The following is a 216-nucleotide window of genomic DNA, read 5'->3' as shown; positions in this document are numbered from 1 at the left end:
CCCCCCACCCCCCCCCCCCCCCCACCCCCCCCCCACCCCCCCCCACCCCCCCCCCCCCCCCCCCCCCCCCCCCCCCCCCCCCCCCCCCCCCCCCACCCCCCCCCCCCCCCCCCCCCCCCCCCCCCCCCCCCCCCCCCCCCCCCCCCCCCCCCCCCCCCCCCCCCCCCCCCCCCCCCCCCCCCCCCCCCCCCCCCCCCCCCCCCCCCCCCCCCCCCC

1 protein-coding gene is annotated in these 216 nt (G+C 97.7%); it reads right to left on the bottom strand.

Features of this window, described 5'->3' with window-relative positions; all coding sequences use genetic code 11:
* Positions 1-216 (bottom strand): hypothetical protein (locus CWB77_RS18830; RefSeq protein ID WP_212750891.1); only part of this gene is annotated, 216 nt, incomplete at both ends.

The sequence above is a fragment of the Pseudoalteromonas sp. S1610 genome (assembly GCF_005887465.1).
Classification (GTDB): Bacteria; Pseudomonadota; Gammaproteobacteria; order Enterobacterales; family Alteromonadaceae; genus Pseudoalteromonas; species Pseudoalteromonas undina.
The sequence above is the reverse complement of the archived record's forward strand: the minus strand, read 5'-3'. Positions and strand labels throughout refer to the sequence as shown.